This window comes from Hyalangium ruber (genome assembly GCF_034259325.1).
GTDB classification, from domain to species: Bacteria; Myxococcota; Myxococcia; order Myxococcales; family Myxococcaceae; genus Hyalangium_A; species Hyalangium_A rubrum.
Map to the genome: position 1 here is coordinate 212,656 of NZ_JAXIVS010000014.1, position 25,097 is coordinate 237,752.

Annotated in this window: 15 protein-coding genes; 8 read left to right on the forward strand and 7 right to left on the reverse strand. The window is 70.2% G+C overall.

The features are described from left to right. Window positions 1-291 precede the first annotated feature (291 nt). On the reverse strand, window positions 292-2,166 hold the full coding sequence (locus SYV04_RS33590; RefSeq protein WP_321550082.1) for a vWA domain-containing protein: 1,875 nt from the start codon (window positions 2,164-2,166) through the stop codon (window positions 292-294). Between the two features lie 269 nt (window positions 2,167-2,435). Between SYV04_RS33590 and SYV04_RS33595 the strand changes: the two genes are divergently transcribed. Next, window positions 2,436-6,833, forward strand: a complete 4,398-nt coding sequence (locus tag SYV04_RS33595; protein ID WP_321550083.1) for a pilus assembly protein — start codon at window positions 2,436-2,438, stop codon at window positions 6,831-6,833. Window positions 6,834-6,925: 92 nt separating this feature from the next. On the opposite strand, the gene SYV04_RS33600 is transcribed toward SYV04_RS33595, so the two are convergent. The 3 genes from SYV04_RS33600 to SYV04_RS33610 form a co-directional block, all read right to left on the reverse strand. Then, window positions 6,926-7,729 carry a tetratricopeptide repeat protein gene (locus SYV04_RS33600; protein WP_321550084.1) on the reverse strand — a complete coding sequence of 268 codons (804 nt, stop codon included), beginning with the start codon at window positions 7,727-7,729 and terminating at the stop codon, window positions 6,926-6,928. A gap of 165 nt (window positions 7,730-7,894) precedes the next feature. Next, complete coding sequence (locus SYV04_RS33605) at window positions 7,895-8,179, reverse strand: hypothetical protein (protein ID WP_321550085.1); 285 nt, start codon at window positions 8,177-8,179, stop codon at window positions 7,895-7,897. Between the two features lie 107 nt (window positions 8,180-8,286). Further along, the gene (locus tag SYV04_RS33610) at window positions 8,287-9,621 is read right to left on the reverse strand and encodes a sensor histidine kinase (RefSeq protein WP_321550165.1); all 1,335 of its coding nucleotides are present in this window, start codon (window positions 9,619-9,621) and stop codon (window positions 8,287-8,289) included. A gap of 261 nt (window positions 9,622-9,882) precedes the next feature. Here SYV04_RS33610 and SYV04_RS33615 point away from each other — a divergent pair, with 261 nt between their 5' ends. The 5 genes from SYV04_RS33615 to SYV04_RS33635 all read left to right on the forward strand — a co-directional run bounded on the left by SYV04_RS33615 (window position 9,883) and on the right by SYV04_RS33635 (window position 17,287). Further along, window positions 9,883-11,859: an ATP-binding protein gene (locus SYV04_RS33615; protein ID WP_321550086.1), complete on the forward strand. Its 1,977-nt coding sequence runs from the start codon at window positions 9,883-9,885 to the stop codon at window positions 11,857-11,859. A 28-nt stretch (window positions 11,860-11,887) separates the two neighbouring features. Then, complete coding sequence (locus SYV04_RS33620; RefSeq protein ID WP_321550087.1) at window positions 11,888-12,265, forward strand: response regulator; 378 nt, start codon at window positions 11,888-11,890, stop codon at window positions 12,263-12,265. Between the two features lie 11 nt (window positions 12,266-12,276). Continuing rightward, window positions 12,277-14,820: a response regulator gene (locus SYV04_RS33625; RefSeq protein ID WP_321550088.1), complete on the forward strand. Its 2,544-nt coding sequence runs from the start codon at window positions 12,277-12,279 to the stop codon at window positions 14,818-14,820. Beyond that, the gene (locus SYV04_RS33630; RefSeq protein ID WP_321550089.1) at window positions 14,817-16,874 is read left to right on the forward strand and encodes a response regulator; all 2,058 of its coding nucleotides are present in this window, start codon (window positions 14,817-14,819) and stop codon (window positions 16,872-16,874) included. The genes SYV04_RS33625 and SYV04_RS33630 overlap by 4 nt, the downstream gene beginning before the upstream one ends. Before the next feature lie 134 nt (window positions 16,875-17,008). Further along, the gene (locus SYV04_RS33635) at window positions 17,009-17,287 is read left to right on the forward strand and encodes a hypothetical protein (RefSeq protein ID WP_321550090.1); all 279 of its coding nucleotides are present in this window, start codon (window positions 17,009-17,011) and stop codon (window positions 17,285-17,287) included. A 6-nt stretch (window positions 17,288-17,293) separates the two neighbouring features. Here SYV04_RS33635 and SYV04_RS33640 read toward each other — a convergent pair whose 3' ends face one another. Both SYV04_RS33640 and SYV04_RS33645 read right to left on the reverse strand, forming a co-directional pair. Then, window positions 17,294-17,833 (reverse strand): hypothetical protein, encoded by a 540-nt coding sequence (locus tag SYV04_RS33640; RefSeq protein WP_321550091.1) that lies wholly within the window; start codon window positions 17,831-17,833, stop codon window positions 17,294-17,296. Window positions 17,834-17,945: 112 nt separating this feature from the next. Beyond that, on the reverse strand, window positions 17,946-20,054 hold the full coding sequence (locus SYV04_RS33645; RefSeq protein ID WP_321550092.1) for a response regulator: 2,109 nt from the start codon (window positions 20,052-20,054) through the stop codon (window positions 17,946-17,948). Between the two features lie 282 nt (window positions 20,055-20,336). Here SYV04_RS33645 and SYV04_RS33650 point away from each other — a divergent pair, with 282 nt between their 5' ends. After that, complete coding sequence (locus SYV04_RS33650; protein ID WP_321550093.1) at window positions 20,337-23,417, forward strand: serpin family protein; 3,081 nt, start codon at window positions 20,337-20,339, stop codon at window positions 23,415-23,417. 21 nt (window positions 23,418-23,438) lie between these two features. Continuing rightward, window positions 23,439-24,545 (forward strand): AAA family ATPase, encoded by a 1,107-nt coding sequence (locus SYV04_RS33655; RefSeq protein WP_321550094.1) that lies wholly within the window; start codon window positions 23,439-23,441, stop codon window positions 24,543-24,545. Window positions 24,546-24,549: 4 nt separating this feature from the next. Here the strand turns inward: SYV04_RS33655 and rpiB are convergent, their stop codons facing one another. Then, window positions 24,550-25,014, reverse strand: a complete 465-nt coding sequence (rpiB, locus tag SYV04_RS33660; protein ID WP_321550095.1) for a ribose 5-phosphate isomerase B — start codon at window positions 25,012-25,014, stop codon at window positions 24,550-24,552. Between the last annotated feature and the right edge of the window lie 83 nt (window positions 25,015-25,097).

Here is a 25,097-nt window from a genome sequence, read left to right on the forward strand (position 1 = left end):
GCGCGCGCCAGCTCACCCGCCGCACGCACGACATTCCGCTGAGGTTTGCCTACCGTGTCCACACGCCTCGTCGCGCTCCTTCGCCGTACAGCGCTTCTGGATGAGTTCGAGCGCGTCTTGATGCGCGGCCTTGGCGGTACGACCGCTCTTACCGAACTCAGAGGGGCAGCCTGTCGCCAGGAGCGCGAGCACGCCTATTCCGCCTGGAGCCACCGCATGAGGTCCTCCCATGAAGATTCCGGACGCTACCAGCGTGGCTCGGGGGGCGTGTATGGGAATCGGTGTCCGGGGTCAGCGCGCCGCCACGCGTCCCACCAGCGGGGAGGCCTTGTCGAGCAGCTGGAGGAACTCCTCGCGCTCGGCGTTGCCAGCGGGCGTCGCCTCGCGGGCGATCTTCTTCACCTGGTCGAAGTTCCAGCGCTGGGCATGCGGGCTGCGACGGAACAGCTCGGCCGCCCCCATCACTGCCGTGGCGAAGCGCAGATCCTCCTTCGCCATGGAGAAGGTCGGCGCCAACGCCTGGGCGGAGAAGGCGAACGCACGCTCGGTGGCCTTCTCCCCGCGCGGCTTCTTCGCGCGCACGCGCACCGTGGCCAACGCCTCACCCGCGCCCGGCTTGAGCTCCAGCTCGTACAGCGCCGTCACGCTGTGGCCCGAGCCCAGCTCGCCCGCGTCCACCTTGTCGTCCCGGAAGTGGATGTCCGCGATCGCCCGGTTCTCGTAACCCACCAGCCGATAGCGCGCCACCTGCGCCGGATCGAACTCCACCTGCAGCTTCACGTCCTGCGCAATCACCTCCAGCGTGCCCCCGAGTTGCTCCTGGAAGATGCGCCGCGCCGCCATCAGCGAGTCCACGTAATAGTGGTTGCCGTTCCCCTGGTTGGCGAACTGCTCCATCGTCGAGTCCTTGTAGTTCCCCATGCCGAAGCCCACGGTGGTGACGGTAATCCCCTCCTTCACGTAGCCGCGGATCTGCTTGAGGATCTCCTCGTGGCTGGTGGCGCCCACGTTGGCATCTCCATCCGAGAGGATGATGACGCGCGAGAGGGACTGGTCATCCAGCGTCTTCATTGCCTGCGCGTAGGCGACGTCGATCCCCGAGGCCATCGCGGTCGAGCCGCCCGCCTCCAGCTCCGCGATGGCCGCGTGGATCAGCGCCTTCTTCTCCATGCCCGTGGGAGGCAGGGCCAGCTTCACATGGCCCGCGTACGTCACGAGCGACACCGTGTCCCCGTCACGCAGGTTGTCCACGAGCATGCGCAGCGCGCGCTTGGCCAGCGGCAGCCGATCCGGTGAGGACATGGAGCCGGAGACATCCACCAGGAACGTGAGGTGCGCGCTCTTGCGCTCGGAGATGCTCAACTGCTTGCCCTGCACGCCCACTCGCAGCAGGTGGCGGCCCTGGGTGTACGGCGAGGGCGCCGCGTCCATATGCACCGCCAGCGGCGAGCCGTCCGTCGGGCCCGGGTAGCTGTAGCGGAAGTAGTTGAGGAACTCCTCCACCCGCACGCCCTCCTGCGCCGGCAGCGAGCCCTCGTGAATCTTCCGGCGCGCCAGCGTGTACGCGCCCGTGTCCACGTCGATGGCGAAGGTGGACAGCTTGTCCTCCGCTGCGGAGACGAACGGGTTGATGCCCGCGTCCTGGTATCCCTCGGTGTTGGCCACGGGATCCGCGACAGGCGCCGCGCGAGACAGGGGCGCGCCCATGACGACCATCTTCTTGCCGGCCATTGCGCCTCGGCCCGAGAAGGTGGCGCTGCCCGAGCCGTAGGCGGTGCCACCGCCACCCTTGCCCGAGCCCTTCACGCCCAGGCCGCCGATTCCGGGCCCGCTGCTGGCGCCCTTGCCCGCGCCCATCAAGTCTCCCAAGCCGCTGCTCTTCCCCGCGAAGAGGTGCTTGGCGACGCCAGAGGGCGCCGGCGCCAACTTCATCGCCTGGGCCTCATCGCTCTTGGTGGCGCTCTCCGGCGGAGGGCTCTCCGGAGAGGAAGGCGCCGCGCGCATATCCGCCTTCTCCTTCACCTCCTGCTTCTTCGCCGGGGGGACCTCGCTCTGCTTCGCCATCTGCGCGACCTGTTCCTCGCGCGAGCGGCAACCGGTGGACACTCCCCCCCCCAGCAACAGCGCGCACACGACTCCACCGACGGCGACACGGCTCCGCCTCATGAACTGCCTCCCTCGTGCTTTTTTGGGCTTTCGGGCGGATTGGACAACCGCTCGCGGAGCGGGTTCCCGAAAATTCCACGGGACCTCGCAAACTTTGCACCCCGCAAACTTCGCGAGGCGCAGCCGCTCGTATCCGCGGGTCGCGGCGGCCTCACCCCCCGTGGTTTCGCCTGCTTGGAGTGGGGCCGGCGGAGGGCTGGACTTTGCAGAGTCCCGGGTGCGCCGGAGACCTCCCCAGGACTTCGGCGCTTCCGCAGGGAGTAACCACCATGCATTCCCGGACTTCCATTCTCCGTACCCTGAGCGCCGGCTTCGTGGCGCTCGGCATGGCAGGCATCGCCTCCGCGCAGAGCGACCTCGGTGATTCGACTCAGGACACCGCCGCTTGCTGCCAGCTCACCACCTCGCTCATCCAGGACGTGCTGCGCGGCAAGGACGTGGCCGGAGACGAGCGCTTCTTCAGCGCCGAGGGCGCGCCGCCCAACATCCACTTCCTCATCGACACCTCGGGCTCGATGCGCGAGCTGCCGCAGATCCAGAACAGCAACCACATCGAGTTCTTCGACAACACCACCAACGGCTGCGTGAACGCGCGGCTGGATGCCTTCCAGCTCAGCCGCGGCTGGAACCCGACCACCGTGTACCCGGTGCCGGACATGGGCACGGGGCTGGGCTCGGACACGGGCTTCCCCAACCTGTTCCAGGACAACAGGTTCTACGGCTACATGTACTGGGGCGACAGCAGCAACCCCACGCCCCAGTGGGCCACGCGGGACGCGGCGTGCCAGTCGCAGGTGCCCAACTGGAACACCTCGCGCGCCGCGGACTACGCCCGCTGCCAGGTGTGCCTGGACACCAAGGGCTACTACAAGCTGCCCGAGGCCGAGGCCGTCAACAGCGGTGACCTGTCCAACCCGGACTTCATCCTCAAGGGCCGCTTCCTCAACTTCAACCCGCCCAAGTACGTCACCGCCAAGGCGGTGCTCAAGCAGGTGGTGAAGGATCTGCGCCGGGTGCGCGCTGGCTTCAGCGTCTTCACCAACGACTCCACCAGCACGCAGCTGCGGCAGCGGCAGAACCCCACGTGCGATGCGATCCTCAGCAACGCGAGCGCCTTCGACGGCAACCGCGAGAGCTACATCAACGACATCAACAGCCTGGGCTTCAGCACGGGCACGCCGCTGGCGCGCTCGCTGCTCAACGTGGGCTTCTACTTCACCTCGGATGACGGGGTGTACCGCGACGTGTTCGGCTTCGGCTCCGGCTACGCCTACCCGGCCACCTTCCGCAACGGCGCGCTCGACTCGCCGGGCCGCAGCGTGTGCTGGGGCTGCCAGGCCTCCTCCGTCATCATCGTCACCGACGGCGAGCCCACCAGCGACACCCTGAGCCCCACCGTCGTCAACAAGCTGCGCCAGCTCAACGACGGCCCCGTCTACTGCCCGGACTCCGCGTGGTGCGGCACCAACAGCGGCAGCGGCCGGGACCGGGGCAACAACCTCGCCAGCTACACCGACGACAACGGCAACTACTACCTGGATGACGTCGCCAAGCTGCTGGCCAACCAGGACCTGCAGCGGGACAGCGGCTCGGTGGCGTCCGACTTCAACACCGCCGGCCGGCAGAGCGTGAGCGTGTACACCGTGGGCTTCGGCATCAACAGCAACCTGCTCAAGCACACCGCCGAGGTGGGCAACGGCCTGTATTACACGGCCGAGGACTCGGCCAGCCTCAAGCAGGCGCTGCTGGAGATCATCAGCAACGTGCAGACGCGCGCCACCTCGTTCTCCAGCGCGGCGGCCAGCTCCCTGCAGGTGCGTGCCGCGGGCGCGGCCGTGATTCCTCGCTTCGAGCCGGGCCGCAACCGGGCCGCCTCGTGGAAGGGCTACCTCTACCGCTTCAAGCTCGGCCCTGAGCGGCTCCTGAACTGCGTGCCCAGCGGCACGGGCGACCTCAACAACGACGGAGACTGCAATGACACGCACCTGATCGACGCGGCGGGTGACGCGATCATCGAGAACGACGAGGGTGACTTCGTGAAGCTCGCGGCGCCCACCGTTCCCGCGGTGCCCTTCTGGGAGGCAGGCGCGAAGCTGCGTCCGCCCACCGGCAACACCCAGCGTTGGATGACCCGCCGCATCTACACCGTGGTGGACCGCAACAGCGACAACAAGCTCGACCGACAGGATGCGCCCATCGAGTTCAACGAGAACCCGGCCAACGTCGCGCTGCTGCGCGACTACCTGGGCATCAGCGACAACGCCACCGCGTGCAACGACCTGGCGACCCGACTGGGTGTGCCCAGCCTCTCGCCGGACGACTGCGCCAAGGTGGTCATCCGCTGGTACCGGGGCGCGGACGTGTTCAACGTGGACCCGAGCCTGCGCAACTACGACCGGCCGTTCCTGCTGCACGACATCTTCCACTCCTCGCCCGTGAGCGTGGAGCCGCCCATGCCTCGAATCCTCTGCGACTTCTCCAGCCAGTGTACGTACACCCTGTTCTCCGGCAGCACGCCCGGCACGGACTCCTATGAGCCGTACCAGCAGGCGGCCGGCGACCGGGACAAGGTGGTGCTGGTGGGCTCCAACGGCGGCATGCTGCACGCCTTCCACAACGGGCACGCCACCGGCGCGGTGGATCCGCTCACCCGCATCCGCGAGTACGACGAGGGCACGGGCGAGGAGCTGTGGGCCTTCATCCCTCCGGACATGCTGCCCCGGCTGCGGCCCAACCTGGGCAAGCACGCCTACTTCGTCGACGCCACGCCGATGGTGCGCGAGGTGTGGCTCGACGGCGTGGATGGCGCGGCCGACGGCACCAAGCAGGAGGGCGAGTTCCGCACCGTGGCCGTGGTGGGCACGGGCCGTGGCGGCGTCCACCGCTTCGCGTTGGACCTCACGCGCCTGCTGGGCAGGAACATGCACCTGGCCGGCAACATCGTGGTGCCCGACCAGGCCGGTGACTTCCTCTGGATGTGGCCGCAGCCGTGCGATCCGCTCGCGCTGCAGGTGGGCGAGAGCTTCAGCAACTTCTCTCCCCGCCCGCCTCCCATCGGCCCCGTGGCCCTGAGCCCCGAGGCGGATGATGGCGTGCGCGCGCTCTATGGCATGTCGGGGCCCTCTAGTGCGCCGTGGCTCGTGGAGAGCCTGCCGGCGCGCGAGCGCTGGGTGGTGGCCCTCAACGGCGGCTATGACCAGAGCCACAGCCGTGGCCGCGGCATGGCCATCGTGGACCTCACCACGGGCCACACGCTGTGGAGCTTCTTCCACGGCGATGGCCAGACCCGCTCCGAGCACCTGCGCTACCCCATCGGCGCGGGCCTCTCGCTGCTCGACATCGGCCGGGGCACGGATGTGACGCGTGACGCGGACCTGCTGCTCGACAGCGCCACCGTGGGCGACTACGGCGGCCAGCTCTGGATGCTGCGCATGTGGAAGCCCGGCACCTGGGACAGCAGCGCCAAGCGCATCAACAACTGGTTCGCCGCGCGGGCCTTCCGCGTGGAGAAGCCCAGCACCAGCACTCATGACGAGGCGGTCCGTGGACCGTTCAGCTACATGACCACCAACACCTTCCAGCCCGATACCGGCTACCTGCGCACCTTCGTGGGCACCGGCGACAAGGAGAACCTGCTCGACAAGGGCAGCACGTGCCGGCTCTCCAACCCGCACGCCTGCGCGGCGCAGGGCTGCAGGGTGAACACCTCCGTGAAGGTGGAGCGGGGTGGCTCCGAGGCCTGGAGCTCCAGCGCGAACTTCCAGGACTTCCACTACGCCACCGGCGCGGCCACCGCCAACGCGGCGGGTGCCTCGTGCGGCGGCGCGCGGGCCACCTTGAGCTGGGACGTGGAGCCGGCCAACGGCTGCACGGCCGACAACCAGGGCTCCATCCAGTACACCTGCGATGGCGACAGCTCCTCGTGGAGCTGCCGCGAGACGGCCAACACCTGGACGGTGCTCAACTTCAACGACGCCGACCGGCCCTACCCGCGCCGCTTCTACGGCGTGTGGACTTATGGCGTGGCGCCGGACCGCACCTTCAACACCGACGCGGAGGCCACCGCCTATGACAACGTCCACTTCACCGACGGCCAGCTGGTCAACGTGGGCCAGTTCGACTCCAGCGGGCGCGTCATCGACAACGCCCAGCAGGAGGCGCCCTCCACGGGCAAGGGCTGGTACATCGAGTACGCCAACGGCAGCGAGGGCACCGGTAACAACGGCGCCCTGGTGAGCGGCTGCATGGTGTGGGGCTCCTTCGAGCCCAGCGGCAGCTCGGGCGCGGTGTGCTCCACCACGGGCACCAACAAGGCGCGCGTGTACCAGGCCAACTACGCCACGGGCCGGGCCAACTGCGCCGAGGGCTTCTTCACCCAGAGCACCAATAGCTGGGCGCGCTACGTGGAGTTCAACAGCGTGGCCAGCGCGCCCGAGCCCACCATGCAGCTGTCCGTGGGTGGCGGCCAGCTCTCGCGTGGCATCACCATCCTTGGGCCGAGCACTACGCCCACGGGCGGTCCGGGTCCGGGTCCGGGTCCGGGTGGCAGTGGCGGCGTGCCCAGCCTCGCCATCACCACCACCGAGGAGGGCGTGAAGTCGCTCTATCAGATCACCCTCGACGCCGAGGGCCACGCCTGCCGCCACGAGGGCAGCAACTGCGAGTGAGTTGAAGGCACCGTAGGGCTGAAAAGCAGAAGGGCTCGGAACCCACCGTGGTCCCGAGCCCTTCGTGTTTCAGCGGTGGTTCGCGCCGGGCCTTACTTGGCCGGAGTCGGAGCGGGGGCCGCGGCCGCGGCGGCCTTCGCCGCCTTCTGCGCCTCGGCGAACTTCTGGTTCAGCTCCATGATCTTCGACTTGAACTCCTCGTAGCGCGCCGCGTGCTGCTCCGAGCGGGCCTTCGCCTCGGCGGCCTTGTCCGCCTTCTTGACGTTCTCGCGCGCCTCGAGATCGGCCACGTCCTTCTGCACGCGCTCGTGCTCCATGTACTTCGTCATCACCACGCGCTTGTTGAGGTACGTGTTGGCGCTGTTCGGGTTGATGGCGATGACCTGGTCGTAATAGCCGAGCGCCTTCTGCAGGTGCTCATCTACCAGCGGGGCCGCCATGGAGCGCGCGCCGCCGCGCTGCGCGTAGATCTCCGCCAGCCAGCCCAGCGCCGTCTCGTCCTTCGGGTTGAGCTTGAGCACCTCGTTGAAGAAGCCCTCGGCTTCCGCCGCGCGCCCGCTCGTCATGTGCAGGCTGGCCAGGCTGCTGTACACCTCGGCCTTGGCGACCGGGTCGGTCTTGAACTCCAGCAGCTTGTTGAGCGACTCCAGCGCCCTGTCCGTCTCACCCACCTGCATGTGGGCGAAGGCCTTCTTCTCCCAGACCTTCTCCTGCTTGGGATCGGCCTGCAGCGACAGCTCGTACTCCGCCGCCGCCTGCTTGAACTCCTTCTTGCTGAGGTGGTCGCTGCCCTTGACCCGGTGGATCTTCGCCGGATCCGGCGGATCCTCGCACGCCATCGTCCCCGACAGGGTGAGCATTCCCAGCAGCAGCCCCACGCTTCCCAGCTTCTTCATGAACATGCCTCTCGAGCGGTGCCGGTCATGCGACGGATGGACGCGGCACGGTTTGCGCGCGCGGAGCATACCCGAAGTCGCTCGCCGCGCGATGCCGTCGTCCTACCTGCCAGGAGGGCAGGCCCCGGCTCCGTGGGACGGAGAGCCGGGGCTTCACCGAGGGTGCTACGACTTGTCGCCTTGGTAGTCCGCCCAGTAGACGTCCGGCAGTGGGTTGGTGCCCCGGTCGCTGCGCGGCCCGTCTCCATCTGGAATGTCGTTGATGCCCCCGGCACGGCGCTCCTCGTCCTCGTCCTCCTGCTCCGTGCTCTTGCGAGAGCCGGTCTTGTCCTGGACGGGGGCCTTCGTGCCCTCCCGGGTGGCGGGCTCGGAGTGACGCGTGTCCGTCGGTCGCCCGAACATGTCCTCGGCTGGCTGGGCTGTAGGCTGCTTCAAGTCCTTCTTCGCCATGATGGAAATCCTCCCCAGGACACAACGGTCATGGCGGGACCGGCGGACCGCAAGCTGTCCTCCCTACAGGGCCCCAGGGCAGGCAGGCAGGCACGGGCCGCGCTCCCTCAGGCGCGGGGGGCTTGCTCGGGGGACACTGGCACGCGCGGCAGGCGCAGGGTGAAGGTGGTGCCCCGCTCGCGCGAGGACTCCACGTCCACCCGGCCGCCGTGCGCCTTCACCACCTCCGAGACGATGTAGAGCCCCATGCCCAGGCTCTCGCGCACCACCTCCTGCGCGGGCTTGCCGTGCCGGAACGGCTCGAAGATGTGCGGCAGCAGCTTGGGGTCGATGGGTGGGCCCTCGTTGTGGATGTGGACCTCCAGCACGCTCGGGTTGGTGCCTCGGCTCACCACCTTCACCCGCGTGCCCGGCGTCCCATGGCGCAGTGCGTTGTCCATCAGGTTGGCCAGCGCCTGCCGCATCCGCTGGGTGTCGAAGTCTCCCTGCCCATCTCCCTGCTTCTCCAGCACCAGCTCCCGGTCCACCCACAGCGCGCCCACCTCGTGGGCGATCTGCTCGCAGACCTGGTGCAGGTCGGCCGGCTCGTGCGCGAGGTTGAGCCCCTGGGTGAGCCGCGTCTGCGAGAAGTCCATGAGCAGCTTGGTGAGCACCTCGATGCGCCGCGCGCTGCGCAGCACCCGCGTCAGCATGTTTACCGTCCACCCCTCCAGCCCCGGGCGCCGGAGCGCATGGCTGGTCGAGGCCAGGATGGCGGCCAGCGGGCTGCGCACGTCGTGCCCAACGATGGAGATGACGCGCTGCTGGAACGCCGCCGCCTCCAGCAGCCGCTTCCACGAGCGCAGGAGCATGAAGGCCAGCGCTCCGGACAGCACGATGGAGCCGCCCACCGCCACCGCCAGCAGCGTGAAGGACCGGGAGGCGGTCTTGGCCGCCGTGCGCTGGGCCTCCTCCAACTGGTGCTCCTTCGTGCGCTTGAGCGTCGCCAGCGTCGCGTCCAGCTCGTCCCGGTCCGGTTGGACCTCCAGCTCCAGGTGTCGCCCGACCTCCGCCGTGTCGAGCCCTTGCTTGCGGCGCTCGATCAGCTCATCCAGCTTTTGACGCAGCGCGGCCTCGGTCTCCTCGACGCTCGCCAGCAGTTGTCGCTCCTCCTCCGTACGGGCGCGGGACTCGAGCACCTCGAGCTGGCGGGTCTGCTTCTCCTGGGTCTGCGGGCGGTCACGGAGGAAGCGCTCGCTGCCCGTCAGCAGGAAGGAGCGGGCCTTGCGCGCGGCGCGTTCATGGGTGGAGACGAAGCCTTCCAGGAGGATCAGATCCTCCGAATACTGGGCGATGACCTCATCCTTGCGGTCCACCGTGTATCGCAGGAGGAAGGCGGAAAGGCCCCCCACCAGGATGACGAGGAGCGAGAGCGCCGCGAGGCCAGCGAGCAGGTGGCGCATCTCTCTCACGTGCCTCCAGGGAGGACACCGGGAGAGGCAGACCTGAGGGCAACGTGAGCGTTCACCTGGAGGCAACCCTATGCACTCCGAGGCTCCTTCCCCCAGGGCTCTTTTGCTTCGGCTTGCTTCTTCCGAACAATGTCTTCCGGAGTGTACGGAGGGCGGCTCGCCTGTTCGCCTACCTCTCGCACCAGCGCGGCACAGGGGCCCCCAAGGCGGAGGAGGAACGGCTACGCTAGGACGGAGAGCCTCTCCCTCCACATGATTCCTCCTCCCCTGCCGCCCGATGAGCCCCGGCGCCTCCAGGCCCTCCATCGGTTGTGCCTGCTGGATACCCCTGCCGAGCTGCGCTTCGACCGCATTGTCCGCACCGCGGCCCAGGTGTTCCGCGTCCCCATGGCGCTCGTGTCGCTGGTGGACGGTGAGCGCCAGTGGTTCAAGGCGCGCGTCGGCCTGGACGGCGCGGACTCCACCTCCCGCAGCGTGTCCTTCTGCGGCCATGCCATCCTCACGCCCGACACCTTCGTGGTGCTGGATGCGCTGAAGGATCCGCGCTTCTTCGACAACCCATTCGTCACCGGCGCTCCGCACGTGCGCTTCTACGCGGGCCACCCGGTGCGCGCTCCGGACGGCAGCGCCGTGGGCACGCTGTGCCTGCTGGACTCCAAGGTGCGCGACTTCTCCGAGGAGCAGTGCAAGCTGCTGGTGGACATGGCCGCCTGGGTGGAGCTGGAGTTCAACGCCCTCACCGTCCAGGAGGCGCGCGCCGCGATGGCGCAGAAGGAGCGCTTCTTCGAGCTGTCCGTGGACATGCTCTGCATCCTCGGGCTGGAGGGGCGCTTCCGGCAGGTGAGCCGCGCCTGGCCTCGCACGCTGGGCTACGGCGAGGAGGCGCTGAACGACATGCCCCTGCGCGAGCTGATCCACGAGGAGGATCGGCCCGCGCTGGCCGCGTGGCTCGGCCAGGGGACGCAGGGTGGGCCCATGCCCCGCTTCGAGCACCGCTGCCGAGGCAGGGCGGGGGAGTGGCGCTGGCTGCAGTGGAGCGCCGTGGCCCAGCCCGAGGAGGGCATCCTCTATGGCGTGGCGCGCGACGTCACCGAGCAGAAGCGCCTGGAGGCCGAGCGCCAGCACGTGGAGCAGATGAAGAACGAGTTCGTCTCCACGGTGAGCCATGAGCTGCGCACCCCGCTCACCTCCATCCGCGGGGCGCTGGGGCTGCTGTCGGGCGGAGTGGCCGGGCCGCTGCCCTCCACCGCGGCGGACATGATCGACATCGCCCACAAGAACAGTGAGCGGCTCATCCGGCTGATCAACGACATCCTGGACTTGGAGAAGATGGAGTCGGGCAAGCTGGACTTCCAGCTTCGGCCGCTGGAGCTGGGCGCGCTGGTGGCGCAGGCGGCTCGGGCCCACGAGGGCTACGGGCAGGAGCGCCACGTGCGGGTGGAAGTGGCGGTGGAGGCGCCCGGCGCGCTGGCCCTGGTGGACGAGGATCGCTTCCTCCAGGTGCTGGCGAATCTCCTGTCCAACGCGCTCAAGTTCTCTCCGGCGGGGGGCGCGGTGGTGCTGCGGCTGGCGCGGCGCGGTGAGCGCCTGCGGGTAGGCGTGGAGGACCAGGGGCCGGGCATCCCCGAGGCCTTCCGCGCGCGCATGTTCCAGAAGTTCGCCCAGGCGGATGGCTCGGACTCGCGGCGCAAGGGCGGTACGGGGCTGGGGCTCTCCATCGCCCTGGCCCTCATGGAGCGCATGGGCGGCGCGCTGGACTTCACCTCCCAGCAAGGGGTGGGCACCACCTTCTGGGCGGAGCTGCCCGAGTGGCGCGAGGCGCCCTCCGAGAAGCCCTCCGAGTCACGGCCCGCGGAGGCGGTGGAGCTGCCCGAGGCCGTGCGCCCTCGCGTGCTGCACGTGGAGGCGGACGCGGACAACCGGCGCGTGGTGGCCGATGTGCTGCGAGGCGTGGCGGAGGTGGTGGCCGCCTCCAGCCAGGTCGAGGCCGAGGCCGCGCTGCGCTCGGGCTCCTTCCCGCTCGTCATCGCCGAGCCCGTGCTGCCCGAAGGCACGCTGCCGTTGCAGCCGCTGCTCCAGGCCGCTCCCGTGCTCCTGTTCTCCGTGCGTGAGGCCGCGCCCGAGGTGGCTCAGCAGGTGTCCGCCGCTCTGGTGAAGTCGCGCGCCTCCAACGCGGAGCTGCGCGCCGCCGTGCTCCGCCTGCTGCGGCCGGGGGCCTCCACGCCATGAGGCACGCTCTTCCCTCTCGAGGTACTCCATGACGATTCACAAGGTGTTGCTCGTGGATGACGAGGACGACATCCGCACCGTGGGCCACCTGAGCCTCAGCCGCGTGGGAGGCTGGCAGACGGTGCTCGCCTCCTCCGGCGCGGAGGCCGTGAGCAAGGCCGCCGCCGAGCGCCCGGACCTCATCCTCTTGGATGTGATGATGCCCGGCATGGACGGGCCCACCACGTTCGGACAGCTGCGCGCCCAGGAGGCCACCGCGCGCACGCCCATCATCTTCATGACGGCGAAGATCCAGAAGCAGGAGGTGGCGCGCTACCTGGAGCTGGGCGCCGTGGGGGTCATCGGCAAGCCGTTCGATCCGATGACGCTGCCCGCGGAGATCAAGAAGCTGCTGCCCTCCTCCTGAGCCGAAGCGCCATGGCGAACCCGACGCAGATGACGCCCCCGGGCGGTGGGACGTGGCTCTCCAAGCCCGCGGTGGGGCTGGCGGCGGTGGCGCTCGTGCTGCTGTGCGCCCTGTTCGCGCTGGACCGCCAGGGCCGGCTGTCCACGCATGACGCGTACCGCGTGCAGCTCACCCAGCTCCAGGTGCGCAGCCTCGAGCTGGAGAAGGACCTGCTGCGCGCCCGGCTGGAGCTGCCGGGGCATGAGGGTACTCCGGAGGATGAGTTCGCCGCGCTGCGCTCGCGCGCCGATGGGCTGCATGCCTTCCCCACCTTCCTGGACGAGGCGGGCCGGCGCCGGCTGAGCGGGCTGCTCGATGAATACACGCGCTCGCTCGCCGAGGCCGAGGCGCTGTTGGGCCAGGCCCGCGCGCGGGAGCTGAAGGAGGGGGTGAGCCAGCTGCTGGACTCCTCCTTGAGCCTGAGCGCCGAGCACGTGCTCTCCACCTACCTGGAGCTGTACGCCGCGAGCCTGGCGGAGGCCGAGCGCATGCGCATCGTCTTCTTCGTCGTGGCGCTGCTGCTGGGGGCGTACCTGGTGGTGATGCTGGTGCGGCTGGAGCGGGCGGGCGCCGCGCTCAACACGCTCAACGCGGAGCTGGAGCTTCGCGTGGGGGAGCGCACCGAGGCCCTCTCTTCGGCCAACGCGGAGCTGCGTGACAGCGAGGCGCGCAAGGCGGCCATTCTCGAGGGCTCGCTGGATGGCATCATCGCCCTGGACGAGGCCAGCCGCATCCTCGAGTTCAACCCGGCCGCTGAGCGCATCTTCCGGCTGCCCCGGGCCCAGGCTCTGGGGCGTGACTTCCTGTCGCTGGGGCTGGCAGCCTCTGTCACTCCCGAGCAGCAGCAGCGGGTGCGGCGCGCGCTGCGGGCGGACGCCGAGCCGGGCCTGGCCACGCGCCTGGAGCTGTCCGGTGTGCGCGCCGATGGGGATGTGTTCCCCTCGGAGTTCACCCTGATCCGCGTGGCGGCCGAGGGCCCTCCCCGCTTCACCGCCTATGTGCGCGACATCACCGAGCGCAAGGTGGTCGAGCGGATGAAGAGCGAGTTCGTCTCCACGGTGAGCCACGAGCTGCGCACTCCGCTCACCTCTATTCGCGGCTCGCTGGGCCTGCTGGAGGGCGGCATCATGGGGGTGCTGCCCGCTCCCGTGCTGGACATGGTGCGCATCGCCCGCACCAACACCGAGCGCCTCATTCGGCTGATCAACGACATCCTCGACCTGGAGAAGATGGAGGCGGGCAAGCTGGAGCTGCGCCTGCAGCCGGTGGAGGTGGCCGAGGTGGTGGAGAGTACCTTCGGCGGCGTGCGCGCCATGGCGGACGCGGCCAAGGTGGCGCTTCGCTCGGAGGCCGTCGGCGCGGGCCTGGTGCGCGCCGATAGGGACCGGCTCATCCAGGTGCTCACCAACCTGGTCTCCAACGCCATCAAGTTCTCTCCCGCGCAGGGCGTGGTGACGGTGCGGGCCTCGCGGGAGGCGGGTGGGCTGACGCGCTTCGACGTGGTCGACCAAGGCCCCGGGGTTCCGCCGGAGAAGCGCGGGCGGCTGTTCGGCAAGTTCCAGCAGCTCGACAGCTCGGACACGCGCTCCAAGGGTGGCACGGGGCTGGGGCTGGCCATCTCCCAGGCCATCCTCGAGCAGCACGGCGGCCGAATCGAGGTACACGGTGAGCAGGGCGCGGGCGCCACGTTCTCCTTTTCGCTTCCGGTGATGAAGGGGGACTCGGGCTCGCTGTCCATGGCTCGCGATGAGTCTCGCTATAACGTCCTGGTGGTGACGGCGGACGCGGAGGTGTCCTCGCTGCTGCGCGGGCTGCTGACCAGCGAGGGCTATCGCAAGCTGAGCGCCTCTTCGCTCTCCGAGGCGGAGAAGCTCATCGAGGCGGGCGCGCCGGACGCGCTGGTGTTGGAGCCTCGGCTGCCGGATGGGGAGGGGCTGGAGTTGGTGCGCAGGCTGCGGCAGGAGCCGCGCACCCGCGAGCTGCCGGTGGTGATGATGGCCGAGCGCACCTCTGCGTCGGACGGGGGCGACACGACCCGGGTGGAGTGGGTGGGGCGGCCCTTCGATGAGACGCACTTCCTCCGGGCGCTGCGCTACGCGGTGCGCGTGCCCGGCCCGGCGCGGGTGCTGGTGGTGGATGACGACGCGGATCTGCGGCGGCTCCTGCGCATGCGCCTGGAGCGGCTCGGCATGGCCTGCATCGAGGCGGAGAATGGCGAGCGCGCGGTGGAGCTGGCGCGCGAGGTGCCTCCGGACCTCATCGTCCTGGATGTGATGCTGCCCCGGCTGGATGGCTTCGAGGTGGTGGACATGTTGCGCCAGAGCAAGTTCCGCGGCACGCCGCTCATCGTCTTCACCGTGCGGGAGCTGTCCTCCACGGAGCTGCGTCAGCTCACGCTCGGAATCACGCGCTACTTCCCCAAGAAGGCCGGGGCCGAGGTCGAGCTCGTTGACGCGGCGGCGGAGCTGCTCACCGGGCTGCTGGAGGCGAACGCGCCCCGCAAGGTGGCCTCATGAGCGGCGGGAGGGTGCTCTTCCTGGAGCAGGACGGGCAGCTCCAGGTGCTGGTGCCCGCGTACCTGCGGGAGCGGGGCTACCAGGTGGAGTCCGCTCGCAGCGTGCAGGAGGCTCGGAGCGTGCTGGCGCGCACGGCGGTGGACGCGGCCGTGGTGGACGGGCTGCTGCCCGGGACGGTGGGCATGGACTTCGTCCAGGAGCTGCGCCAGGCGCGGCCCGCATTGCCCATCCTCTTCGCCTCCGGCTTCTGGAAGGACGTGAAGGTCCGAGAGCAGCGGCTCAAGCAGCTGCGGGTGACGCGCATTCTTCAGAAGCCGTACACGGTCCAGGAGCTCTTCGTCTGGGTGGAGCAGGCGCTGGCGATGCCCAAGCCTCTGCTCCCGGTGCCCGCGCCGCCTCCTGCCACGGGGGTGCCGGCGGACCTGGCGGCGGAGCTGGCGGCGCTCAATGCCGAGTATGGCCGGCAGCTCGAGCCGAGGCTGGCGACGGTGAAGGCTCAGGTGGAGCAGGCGCGGGGCGGTTCTCGCGAGGCGCTGGAGGCGGCGTACAACGGTGTCCACAAGCTCCACGGCTCGGCGGGCTCGTTCGGCTTCGCCTCGGTGGGCGTGGCCGCGGGACGCGTGGAAGCGCAGCTCAAGCCGGTGCGCGCGGGCGCCTCTCCGGACTGGAGCGCCATCGAGGCCGCGTTGCGTGAGCTGCTCGCGGTGGGCGCTTCGGCTGTCGCGCCGCCGGCTCCCGCGCAGGAGCCAGCGGGGACTCCGGAGTCGGGCGGTGCGGCGGAGTCCGCCTCGACGGTGAGCGCGCCGGGCACGGTGCTGCTGCTGGACGAGGACGCGGAGTGGTTGGCCGAGGTGGAGCGGATGGGCCAGGCGCAGGGCGTGCGCGTGGTGGTGGCCCTGGGGGTGGAGGAGGCGCTGGAGCGGACGCGCGCGCAGTGGCTGGACGGGGCGCTGCTGCACGTTCACCTGGGCGAGCCGGAGGGCGGCTTCGCGGCGGCTTCGCGGCTTCGGAGCGAGGAGGCGCTGAGCTCGCTGCCGCTGGCCTTCTTCAGCGCGGACGGCGACTTCGCGCACCGGGTGGCGGCGGCCCACGCGGGCGGCTCGCTGTACCTGCCCAGGCCCTTCTCACCGGTGGACTTCACCGGAGCGGTGGAGCGGCTGGTGGCGGCCCGGCGCCCCGAGCGCTCGCGGGTGCTGGTGGTGGACGACAACCCCGAGTCCCTGCGCGGGCTGCGCCAGGCGCTGTCGGGCCAGCAGGTGGAGGTGCTCTGTCTGGAGGACCCCTACCGTCTGGTGGAGGCGCTGGCCGAGCACCGGCCGGACCTGTTGTTGCTGGACGTGGAGCTGCCGGGGCCGAGCGGCTTCGACTTGTGCCGCATCGCCCGCTCCATGCCCGAGTGGCAGCAGTTGCCCATCCTCCTGCTCACCTCGCGCCAGGGGACGGAGTTCCGCGTGGCGGCGTTGGAGGCGGGCGCGGATGACTACCTCGCCAAGCCGGTGCTGAAGGAGGAGCTGGTGGCGCGCATGCGCTCGCGGCTGGAGCGGGTGCGGCTGTCGCGCGAGCGCTCCGAGCGGGATGCGCTCACGGGCTTGCTCCTGCGCCGGCCATTCGTGGACAGCGTGCGCACGCGCCTGTCCGAGGCCGAGCGCCAGCACCGGCCGCTGGCGCTGTGCTTCCTGGATGTGGATCACTTCAAGCGGGTGAACGACACGTACGGGCACCTGGCGGGAGACCGCGTGCTGGCGCGGCTGGGGCGGCTGCTGGCCACGCGCTTCCGCAGGGAGGACGTGCGCGGCCGGTGGGGCGGCGAGGAGTTCGTGGTGGCGCTGATGGGCGAGACGGCCGAGAGCGCGCGCGACATCCTCGCGCGCACGGCGGTGGAGCTGGCGCGCATGGAGTTCGAAGGGGAGCGCGGTGAGCGCTTCCACGTCGCCTTCAGCGCCGGCATCTCCGAGGCGCCTCGGGAGGGGGCCACGGTGGAGGCCCTGCTCAAGGAGGCGGACACGCGCCTCTATCGAGCCAAGGCGAACGGGCGCAATCGCATCGAAGTCTGAGGAACTTCTTACAGGCGCGGGGCTGCAATTTCTTCTAGTCGCGGACCGGGTGATCCACGAAAGGGGCCATTTCCCAAGCGGGCAGCCGGGCGCGTGGCTTGCAAAACCGATGGGTCGACTTCGGAGAGCCCACCATGTCCCGCACGCGCACACGTCTGACTCCGTACTACCGCATCGACCTCTCGCCGGATGCCTGGCACGAGGTGGGGTGTGTGACAGCGGATGACTTCCTGGTGCTCCAGGGGGTGATGGATCTGCTGGCGGTGGAGGGCACGCCGTACGAGCAGGGCCTGGGCCCGCACTCCGTCACGGTGTCGGGCTTCGAGGTGCATTACACGCGCGATGACGTGGCGCGCACCCTCACGTTGCACCGGGTCGTACGGACGCACGCGGAGGCGGCCGCGGCCTCGTAACCCTCTTTAGGAATCGGAGATCAGGCCGGCGACGAGGGCCGACTGCCGGGCGTCGGCGATGGCTGCCTGGATGCGCTCCGACTCGGGGAAGACCTTTTCCGCCTGGGCGCTCAGTGCCAGGGCTTGAGGTAGTCGTCCTTCCATGGAGTGAAGGCGGATGAGCCCTGCCCACGCATCCTCGAGGCTTTCCAGCGCCTTGGACGCGCCTTCTTCCAGGAGCTTGCAGGCCTCGTCGGGCGACGCCCGGTGGGTATCCAGGAAGTAGGCGAGTTCGATGAGGGAGTCGGCGCTTCGATTCGAGACCTGGACGGCGTGCTCCAGCAGCCGGTGGACCTCGGCCAGCATCTCTTCGACGTCGACGCCTGGCTCGTCCGCGAGGCGCAGCAGGCGGGCCAGTTCCAGGAGGTTGGGAGTGAAGGCGGGGCAGGCCTCCACCAGCTCCCGGTGGAGCTTCAGTTGATCAGCGGAGCCTCGCGGCTCCTGACGGGCCGCCTCACGGAGGGCTTGGAACTTCGCCAGCAAATCTTGGGGGCTGAGGTGGGCCATGACGCGCTCAATCTCCCCGTTTCTCCATCAACCCTGTACGCCTGGATGCCGAAGGTGAACAGCCCCGCGAGCAGCAGGCTCCAGCGCATCCGGGGCTCCTCTAAGCCCAGGCTCAGGAGGAGCGGGGCGGCAACAGGCGGGTGACGCGCGCCAGCAGCGTGTGGATGGAGAAGGGCTTGGCCACGAAGTCCGCGGCGCCCTCGCCGTACAGCTTCAGCACATCCGCGTCCCGCACACGCGCCGAGAGCACCAGCGCCTTCACGGGCGAGGAGGCCTCGCGCAGCGCGCGCAGCACGTCGATGCCCGAGCGCCGGGGCATATGCACATCCAGCAGCAGCAGATCCACTGGCGTGAGGTTGGGGTTGAGCAGACGCGTCAGCGCCTCCTCGCCGTCCTCGGCCGTCTCCACCACGTAGCCCTCCTGCTCCAGCAGGCGCTGGAGCACCCGGCGCAGCGCGGGCTCGTCATCCGCCACGAGGATGCGGTGCGAGCGAGGCTGTCCCGCCGCTCCTGGCTCCGTCGGGCGCGGAGTCGGAGGCACGCGCGGCGCGACGCTGGCCGGAGTCTCTCCGGTAGGCAGGCGGATCGGCGGGAACGTGGGGGCACTGCCCGAGGGCCGGGTCGGCGGCGGAGCGTGCGGCTCGGGGCGCGCGGTAGGAGCGGGGCGCGTCGCCGGCGGCTGGACGGCCGGCAGCGAGGAGTGGGACGGAGTCTTGGACGGAGTCGCGAGGGCGGGCCGTGAGCCGGACAGGGCGGAGCCCTCCGTGCGCGGCGGCATGCTGGGGCGCTCGAGCCGGGAGGCATCCGAGCCGCGTCCCAGGTTCAGCTCGGCGGCGGTGAGCAGCGCCTGCGCGCCCATGCTCGGCTGCGCCCGGTTGTCGGCCACCCCGAGCAGGGCATCCGCCGTGCCCGGAGGCGCCTGGAGGAACGCCTGCAGCGCGCGAGCATCCTCGCCGGCGCGCACCAGCGCCAGGGTGCGCTCATCCCAGCGTGCCAGCACGTCACTGGGGCGCAGCCGGGGCGTCAGCCGCGCGGAGTGCTCGGTGAGGGCCTCCGGCTTGGGGAAGCGCAGCAGCGCCACGGCGACGGGCGCGGTGCCCGACTCCAACTGTCGCGCCAGCGTGCGCTGCAGGGCGTGCGCGGAGGCCAGGCCCGTGGTCGCCTCCTTCTCTGCGGCGGCGCGCAGCAGGGCCCGGCGCTGCAGGTGGGCCAGCACGCGCACGCGCAGCTCGGCGGGCTCCACGGGCTTGATGAGGTAGTCGTCCACGCCGAGCTGGAAGGCGCGCACCCGCTCCGAGGTGGCATCGCGGGAGGTGTGGAAGACGACGGTGAGGTTGCGCCAGGCCGGCTCGCTGCGAAGCTGGGACAGCAGGTCGAACCCATCCAGCGCGGGCATGGCCACATCCAGCAGGAGCAGGTCCGGGTGGTGGCGCTGCAGGCTGGAGAAGAGGTTGCGCGCGTCGGAGAGCGTCACCACCTCGAGGCCCGCGGCCTCCAGCACGGCGCGGGCGGCGGCGAGCACGGCGGCGTCATCATCCACGGCGAGCACGCGGAAGCGCGTGGGGCTGGTGCGCTGGAGCGAGGCCAGCTCGCGGGCGAGCGCCGGGGCGGGGGTGCCCAGCGAGAGCACGGCGTCGGTGCCCTCCCGAGGGCCGTTGCGGGCCTCGGAGGCGGACAGCAGCTGGACGAGCAGCGGCGGCGAGCCGGTGGAGCGCAGGGCCGAGCGCAGCGCGGGGGAGACGGCGGGGCCGACCACCACGCGCTCCACGGGCCGGTCGGCGGTGAGCAGGCGGACGGCCTCCTCGTCCGAGCCGGCGTGGACGCCGTCCATGCCGAAGGAGTCCAGGTTGCGGATGAGCTCGGCGGCGAAGTGGGCATCCGACAGGCGTATCAGCACGCGGGGCCGGTGGGGCACGACGGACAGGGTGCTCGGGGGCTGGGAGAAGGCATCCAGCAGCGCCTGGAGCAGCACGAGGACGCGCGGGGAGAAGGGGGGCGAGTCGCCCTCGGCGAGCTTCTCCAGCTCGGAGGCGACGCGTACCACCTCGGTGAAGCCGAGGGTGCCGGCGGTGCCGCGCAGGCTGTGGACGCTCTGGGCGAACAGGGTGGCGGCGCCGGGGGTATGAGCCTTCCAGGCGTCGGCGTTGCGGCGTAGCTGGGCAAGCCGCTCGGGGGCACTGGAGCGGAAGCCATCGCGCACCGTCGCGAGGGCCTGGGCCATCTCTTCTGCGACACCACGCTCGGACATGGAAGACCGTAGGCTCGGGGTGAGGACGCCAGGGCGATCGCCCCGGCGTGACCCGCAGATTTAGCACGTCACGAGAAGAGTTGCCGGGACCTAAGAGGTGGGCGGAGGCGGGGTGCCCGGTTGCTCGCTATCACCGGGGAAGAAGGGCTCTCCTGGAAGGGCCGGAGGCGGGAGCGGGTAACTCCGCTTGATCGGGGAGCAGCCGGAGCGTCAGGCTTTGACGCATGAGTCCAAAGCCCTGCCCGGACGATGCGTATGCCTCCTGAACTGAAGGAGGTGCTCACCTGGGACGAGAACCGGCTGCGCGCGAGCGGCGAAGGCCTGGCGGTGCTGGTGGGCGCCGTGATGGAGGGGCCGGGGTCTGAGCGGACCTCGGCGCTGGAGGTGCTGGGCCGGGTGCTCGCGTGGAACCCACGCCGTGCCGCACAGCGAGAGCTGCCGAGAGGGCTGGAGACGCTGCTCGACAGCCCCGAGGTGGAGGTGCGGTGGGTGGGCGCGCGGCTGGTCGATGCGAGCCGCATGCCCGAGGCCATTCCGAAGCTGAGGCGCGGACTGGGGGATGCGGACGCGAGACTGCGCGAGGCCTGTGTGGGCGCGCTGAGAGAGGCGGAGCTGGGGCCCGAGGCGCTCGGTGAGCACCTGGACTCGGAGCGGGCCGAGGAGCGCGAGGCAGCGCTGGAGCTGGTGACCCCTCAGGTGCGCGAGGCGCTGCGACCGAGGCTGCTGCGGCTGCTTCGGGACTCGGTGGCGGCGGTGCGCTACCTCGCGGCGGAGCGGCTCGGAGTGGAAGCGGAGGCGCCAGAGGCGTGGGCGGTGACGCTGGAGGCGGCGCGGGAGGGCCGGGATCAGGATCTGCGGATCAGCGCGCTCGAGCGCCTGGCGCGGTTCGGGCCGCGAGCGGAAGCGGTGCCCGTGCTGCTGGAGCTGTTGAGGGCGGACCCGGACGACCTGGTGCGAGAGGTCGTCGCGGGGGTGCTCGAGGCGCTGGCGCCCCTGCATCCCGAGGTGGCGGAGGCACTGGTCCATGCGTTGAGGGACAAGGACCTCAGCGTGGCGGAGCGGGCGGCGATGTCCCTGTCCAGGCGGGGCGCGGCCACGGAGGCGGTGGTGCCGCGGTTGCTGGCGGCGTTGGAAGACCCCGCGGTGGATGAGTTCGTGCGCGGAGCGGTGGCGCTCGCGTTGGCGCGGCAGGGAGCGCGGGCCGTGGTGCCAGTGCTGGTGCGCCTGCTGAAGCAGCCCGATGACCACTTTCGAGCGCGCGGGGACGAGGTGACGGGATGGGGGACGGAGCCGCCGTTGAAGCTCCAGGCGGTGGAGGCGCTCGGGGTGCTGGGACCGCTGGCGGAGGAAGCGGTGCCGGTGCTGCTCGCGAGCCTCCGGACGGGCGCGGTCGAGCGCCAGCCCGCGGATGCCGAGGCCCTGGAGCGCATCGGCACGGCGAGGGAGGAGCTGGAGGCGCTCCTCTGTGAAGTCCTCCCTGGCGCCGAGGGCTGGAGCAAGGCGCGGATGCTGGCGGTGTTGTCGCGGGTGAAGCCCGAGCGGGACGCCTCGCTGCGGCTGCTGGTGAATGCGCTGGAGCACGAAGATGCGCGAGTCCGCACGCAGGCGCGGACGCACCTGTGGCGCGTGATGGGAGATCGACCCGAGAGCCTGGAGCGCCTGGAAGCCTTCACGCGCGGGGAGGACGCCACGCTCCGACACGCGGCCACCGAGGCGCTACGGATGTTGGGCCGGCCCACGGAGGGAGGCCTGGCATGGCTGGGGGGGCAGCTCTCCTCGGCGAACGAGGAGGAGCAGGAGCACGCCATCACGGAGTTGAGGACGCTGGGGCGCCGGGCAGAGTCGCTGGTGGACAAGCTCACGGGGCGGCGGCAACGGCTCGGCCCCCGGTCGCGCGCGGCGGTGCTCACAGTGCTGGGCCCGTTGAGCGGAGGGCGGCTCGACGAGGCACGGCGGGCGGAGCTGGCGTCGGGATTGGAGGACGAGGATGCGCGGGTGCGGGAGGCGGCACTCTGGGCGCTGGCGGACTTCACCGACGTGGACGCGCAGACATGGCAACGCGCGGAGGCGCGGCGGGAAGACCCGGAGCCGCAAGTGCGAGAGGCGGCGGAGGCGGTGCTCGGCAAGCACCGGGGCGCACGAACCGAAGAAGTCCCGAGCGCGGAAGCGCCCACGGCGCAGGCAGCCCAATCCCTCCAGCGGTTCACCTTCGCGCTCTACGCCGTGCTGAGAGAAGGCGAGGGCAACCGTGTCTTCTCGCCCCTGTCTCTCTTCACGCTGTTGGCCATGGTGATGCGCGGAGCGCGAGGCGGCACGGAGGAGGCGCTGCGAAGGGCGCTGCGCTGGCCCACGGAGCCGGAGAGGATCTCCCAGGCCCTGCAGTTCCTGAGCGCGAAACTACACCTCCCTACAGCCCAAGATGCGGTCCCGCATATAAAGGAGGGGGACGAGGGGGCGGCGCTGGTGTCGGCGAACGGCTTCTGGGGGCAGGAGGGCTACGCGTTTCGAGCGGAGTACCTGTCGGAGCTGGCGGAGCAGTTCGGAGTGACGACGCAGCGGGTGGACTTCGCGGGAGCACCGACGCAGGCGAGTGAGCGCATCAACACCTGGGCGCGGGAGCAGACGCGGGGCCGCGTTACGAACCTCTTCTCACCAGAAGAGCTGTCGGAGGCGACGCGGTACGTGATGGCGAACGCGGTGTACTTCCGTTCGCGCTGGGCGCAGCCCTTCTACGAGGGCACGCGGGAGGCGCCATTCCACCTGCTGGATGGGAGGGAGGTGGACGTGCCGATGATGAGCCGGGAGGGCCGCTTCGGCTACGCGAGAGGGTCGAGGTACCAGCTCATCGAGCTGCCCTACCGAGGCGGACAGACATCGATGGTGGTGCTGCTGCCGGACGCGGGCTTCTTCGAGCGCATCGAGCGGCTGCTGACGGCGGAGGGAGTCGAGGGGCTCCTGGCGAAGCGAACGCAGGAGGACTTCACGCTGAAGCTGCCGCGCTTCCACTTCGAGCAGAGCGTGAACGTGACGGAGCTGGCGGAGCGGCTGGGGCTCTCGGCGCTGTTCGGGGCCGAGGCGGACCTGTCGGGGATGACGCCGATGCGAGAGCCCTTCGCGGGCCAGCTCCGGCACGACGCGACCCTCACGGTGGACGAGGAGGGGACGGAGGCGGCGGCGGTGATGCGGGTGTACCACATGGGCGGAGTGCCGCAGGTGGTGGTGGCCAACCGTCCATTCCTGTACCTGATCCGGCACGAGGCCACGGGGGCGGTGTTGTTCCTGGGGCGGGTGATGGATCCGAGAGGCTCACAGCCACAGGGGAACGCGAGAGGGTGAAGGTGTAGCCTCGGGCGGGCGATGACGGTGACGAAGCTGGAGATAGCGGGGTACCGCTCGGTGCGGAGGTTGGTGTTGCCGGTGCATCCGGTGACGGTGGTGGTGGGGCCGAACGGGAGCGGGAAGACGAACCTGTACCGAGCGCTGTACCTGTTGCAGGCGGCGGCGGAGGGGCGGCTGGCGAGGACGCTGGCGGAGGAGGGGGGCACGCCGAGCGTGGTGTGGGCGGGGCCGAGGGAGCACAAGAAGCCGGTGCGGCTGACGGTGGGAGTGACGTTGGATGACGAGCTGGCCTACGAGCTGAGCTGCGGCATTGCGCCGAGTGACCCATCGGAGCCAGCGACCCTGTTCGTGTTGGATCCGGAGGTGAAGGAGGAGCACCTCTGGGTGCTGGTGGGAGGACGGCGTGGGGTGTTGATGGAGCGCAAGGACCGCACGGCCTTCCTGCGAGACTCGGAAGGAAAGCGGGTGACGTTCCCGACGCAGCTGTGGAGCGCGGAGTCGGTGTTGGATCAGCTCGCCGAGCCGCACCGTTTCCCCCGGCTGTCGGAGGTACAGCGGACGTTGAAGTCGTGGCGCTTCTACCACCAGTTCCGAACGGACCTGGAGTCACCGGCGCGGCAGACGCAGGTAGGAGTGCGCACGGTGGCGCTGTCGAACGACGGAAGAGACCTGGCGGCGGCGCTGGGAACCATTCACGAGATTGGCGACCGAAGGGGACTGGCGAAGGCACTGGACGATGCGTTTCCGGGCTCGGAACTGGAGGTGCAGGCGCCACAGGGACGTTTCAGCCTGCTCTTACACATGCCGGGCTTGAGCCGGCCGATGGCGGCGAGCGAGCTGTCGGACGGGACGTTGCGGTACCTGTGCCTGCTGGCAGCGCTGCTGAGCCCGAGGCCGCCGCCATTCCTGGCCTTGAACGAGCCGGAGACGAGCCTGCACCCGGACCTGCTGGGACCCCTGTCGCGCCTCATCGTGGAGGCAGCCAAGAACAGTCAGATCTGGGTGACGACGCACGCGGAGGCGCTGGCGGAAGCCATCTCCCGACGCACGGGCTACGAGCCGGTGCGGCTGGTGAAGCAAGGCGGGGCCACGGACGTGGAAGGCACGTCCAACCCAGAGGACTGAGCGCTCACCCGCCAGAGCCAGGAGCGAAGCGCGCCTCCAGTGCCGCCACCTTGGACAACCGGCGCACATGGCGCTCCTCGCCCGTGAAGTGCGCGGAGAGGAATGCCCGTACCAGCTCCTCGGCGAGAGCGGGGCCAACGACGCGAGCACCGAGCACCAGCACGTTCATGTCGTCATGTTCGACGCCCTGGTGAGCGGAGTAGGTGTCGTGACACAGGCCGCCGCGAACACCCGGGAGCTTGTTGACGGCCACGGAAGCACCGACGCCACTGCCACAGATGAGCAGGGCGCGGTCGGCCTCTCCCCGCCGCAAAGCCTCGCCAACCGCCTGGGCGAAGTCCGGGTAGTCGACGGGCTGGGGGCCATGGGTGCCCTTGTCGACCACCGAGTGTCCCAAGGCCTCCACCACGCCGCGCAGCTGCTCTTTCAACTCGAAGCCCGCGTGGTCAGCGCCCAGAGCGACGCGCAAGGTAGCCTCCTCGATTCAGAAACCTGTCTGACAACCAGACAGGTTTGGCCAGAGCGCGCCCCAAGAGCGCCTTGGACCCACGG